This window comes from Inquilinus sp. 2KB_23, from assembly GCF_052115705.1.
Classification (GTDB): Bacteria; Pseudomonadota; Alphaproteobacteria; order DSM-16000; family Inquilinaceae; genus Inquilinus; species Inquilinus ginsengisoli_A.
This window is the reverse complement of sequence record NZ_JBFRHF010000059.1, coordinates 2,501-5,837: the sequence shown is the minus strand read 5'-3', so window position 1 is coordinate 5,837 and position 3,337 is coordinate 2,501. Positions and strand designations below refer to the sequence as shown.

Here is a 3,337-nt window from a genome sequence, read left to right as displayed (position 1 = left end):
GCCCTGGCGGGCCGTCCCTTGAAGGGGGAAGGCGCGGCGGGCGGATGCGGCTCTGAAGCTCGGGAAATCGAGTGGTGAGCCACGGATCTTGGACAAGTTGGACGAGAGTGGAGAAGGGATACGCGGCCGGCGGTTTGGTCTCTGGTGGGAGGCACAAACAAGCGGGCGCGGTATCTCGGACGCTAGTAGAGCTATGAGTATCGGATCGGTGCAAGCCGGTTCGGTAGGATGGCTCAGGTGTGAGAGGTGCAGCTTCGGTCGCAAGATCGGAGTGGAGCGCTCCAATAGTAGGGTCTGGTTGGCTTCGGCTGGCTGGATCTGAAGTCGAACCTGAGAGTTTGATCCTGGCTCAGAACGAACGCTGGCGGCAGGCCTAACACATGCAAGTCGAGCGCCCCGCAAGGGGAGCGGCGCACGGGTGAGTAACACGTGGGAACCTACCTTCTGGTACGGAACAACCAAGGGAAACTTTGGCTAATACCGTATACGACCTCCGGGTGAAAGATTTATCGCCGGAAGAGGGGCCCGCGTCCGATTAGGTAGTTGGTGAGGTAACGGCTCACCAAGCCGACGATCGGTAGCTGGTCTGAGAGGATGACCAGCCACACTGGGACTGAGACACGGCCCAGACTCCTACGGGAGGCAGCAGTGGGGAATATTGGACAATGGGCGCAAGCCTGATCCAGCCATGCCGCGTGAGTGATGAAGGCCTTCGGGTTGTAAAGCTCTTTCACCCACGACGATGATGACGGTAGTGGGAGAAGAAGCCCCGGCTAACTTCGTGCCAGCAGCCGCGGTAATACGAAGGGGGCAAGCGTTGTTCGGAATGACTGGGCGTAAAGGGCGCGTAGGCGGTTCGTTGCGTCAGATGTGAAAGCCCCGGGCTCAACCTGGGAACTGCATTTGATACGGGCGAGCTTGAATCCAAGAGAGGGTGGTGGAATTCCCAGTGTAGAGGTGAAATTCGTAGATATTGGGAAGAACACCAGTGGCGAAGGCGGCCACCTGGCTTGGTATTGACGCTGAGGCGCGAAAGCGTGGGGAGCAAACAGGATTAGATACCCTGGTAGTCCACGCCGTAAACGATGTGTGCTAGCCGTTGGGCAGCTTGCTGTTCGGTGGCGCAGCTAACGCGATAAGCACACCGCCTGGGGAGTACGGTCGCAAGATTAAAACTCAAAGGAATTGACGGGGGCCCGCACAAGCGGTGGAGCATGTGGTTTAATTCGAAGCAACGCGCAGAACCTTACCAACCCTTGACATGGGAAGTATGGGCCTGAGAGATCGGGTCCTTCAGTTCGGCTGGCTTCCACACAGGTGCTGCATGGCTGTCGTCAGCTCGTGTCGTGAGATGTTGGGTTAAGTCCCGCAACGAGCGCAACCCTCCTCTTCAGTTGCCATCATTCAGTTGGGCACTCTGGAGATACTGCCGGTGACAAGCCGGAGGAAGGCGGGGATGACGTCAAGTCCTCATGGCCCTTACGGGTTGGGCTACACACGTGCTACAATGGCGGTGACAATGGGCAGCGAAAGGGCGACCTGGAGCTAATCCCCAAAAGCCGTCTCAGTTCGGATTGCACTCTGCAACTCGGGTGCATGAAGTTGGAATCGCTAGTAATCGTGGATCAGCACGCCACGGTGAATACGTTCCCGGGCCTTGTACACACCGCCCGTCACACCATGGGAGTTGGTTTTACCCGAAGACGGTGCGCTAACCAGCAATGGAGGCAGCCGGCCACGGTGAGATCAGCGACTGGGGTGAAGTCGTAACAAGGTAGCCGTAGGGGAACCTGCGGCTGGATCACCTCCTTTCTAAGGATGCCCGACATTGGGGGCCTAGGCTTCGGCAACGAAGCTGAAAGCCGCCGGCCACGTATCCCTTCTCCGTTCCAGCCGATGACCGGTTGGCCAGAAGCAGCGCAGCAGGCGCCGATCCGATTGGGTTGGCTGCAGGCGGCGAGGCGGTTGGCCGTCCGTGTCATCGAAATTGCTTTCGGGCTAGTAGCTCAGCTGGTTAGAGCGCGCGCTTGATAAGCGTGAGGTCGGAGGTTCAAATCCTCCCTGGCCCACCATCACAGGTCTTCCGGGGGCGTAGCTCAGTTGGGAGAGCGCGTGCTTTGCAAGCATGAGGTCGTCGGTTCGATCCCGTCCGCCTCCACCAAGACACGGTGTGAGAAGACGGATAGAGAGCAGAAAGCTGGAACGTGAGGAGGAATGGGATCGCAAGCCTCAGGGTTTGCGGCAGATCGCTTCGGCGGTCGCGGATATTGGACATTGTGAAGAGAATGCGAAGACGGAACGATCTCTCCGTCTTTGACCGAAGGAGTTCTCGCTCCGGCTGGTCGAGGATGGATCAAGAGGTGGTTCCGGCTGCGGGGAGAGGCGTCGATGTATGGCAGGTCAAGTGGCCCGGTAGGGTGCTTGCCTCTGTGCGCGGTGCTTCTCTTGTAGAAGAAGCTGAGATCAAGCGTTTAAGGGCATCTGGTGGATGCCTTGGCACTGAGAGGCGATGAAGGACGTGGCACGCTGCGATAAGCTGCGGGGAGGGGCGAGCACCCTTTGATCCGCAGATCTCCGAATGGGGAAACCCACCGCGCAAGCGGTATCCGGCACTGAATCCATAGGTGACGGAAGCGAACCCGGGGAACTGAAACATCTCAGTACCCGGAGGAAAGGACATCAACCGAGACTCCGTTAGTAGTGGCGAGCGAACGCGGACCAGGCCAGTGATCACATCTACATAACCGGAACCGTCTGGAAAGTCGGGCCATAGCGGGTGATAGCCCCGTACGGGTAAACCGGATGTGATCCTCGAGTAGGGCGGGACACGTGAAATCCTGTCTGAACATGGGGGGACCACCCTCCAAGCCTAAGTACTCCTCAGTGACCGATAGTGCACCAGTACCGTGAGGGAAAGGTGAAAAGCACCCCGACGAGGGGAGTGAAAGAGACCTGAAACCGGATGCCTACAAGCAGTCGGAGCGGGCTTGTCCCGTGACGGCGTACCTTTTGTATAATGGGTCAGCGACTTAGCGTGTGCAGCGAGCTTAAGCCGAGAGGTGTAGGCGCAGCGAAAGCGAGTCTGAATAGGGCGTCAGAGTTGCACGCGTTAGACCCGAAACCGGGTGATCTAGCCATGGCCAGGTTGAAGGCGGGGTAACACCCGCTGGAGGACCGAACCCACGTCCGTTGAAAAGGCCGGGGATGAGCTGTGGCTAGGGGTGAAAGGCCAATCAAACTCGGAAATAGCTGGTTCTCCGCGAAAGCTATTGAGGTAGCGCGTCGGATGATTACCGCGGGGGGTAGAGCACTGGATGGGCTAGGGGATCGCGAGATC

The 3,337-nt window shown here is 58.5% G+C and carries 2 tRNA genes and 2 rRNA genes (1 of these 4 only partly in view); all 4 read left to right on the top strand.

The window, feature by feature from the left end:
* Positions 1-326 precede the first annotated feature (326 nt).
* Positions 327-1,812 (top strand): 16S ribosomal RNA (locus tag AB4112_RS35725).
* Between the two features lie 183 nt (positions 1,813-1,995).
* A tRNA-Ile gene (locus AB4112_RS35720) sits at positions 1,996-2,072 on the top strand.
* A 13-nt stretch (positions 2,073-2,085) separates the two neighbouring features.
* Positions 2,086-2,161 (top strand) — tRNA-Ala (locus AB4112_RS35715).
* 300 nt (positions 2,162-2,461) lie between these two features.
* Positions 2,462-3,337, top strand: a 23S ribosomal RNA gene (locus tag AB4112_RS35710) (it continues 1,864 nt past the right edge of the window).
* The 16S and 23S rRNA genes sit together here with 2 tRNA genes alongside, the layout of an rRNA operon.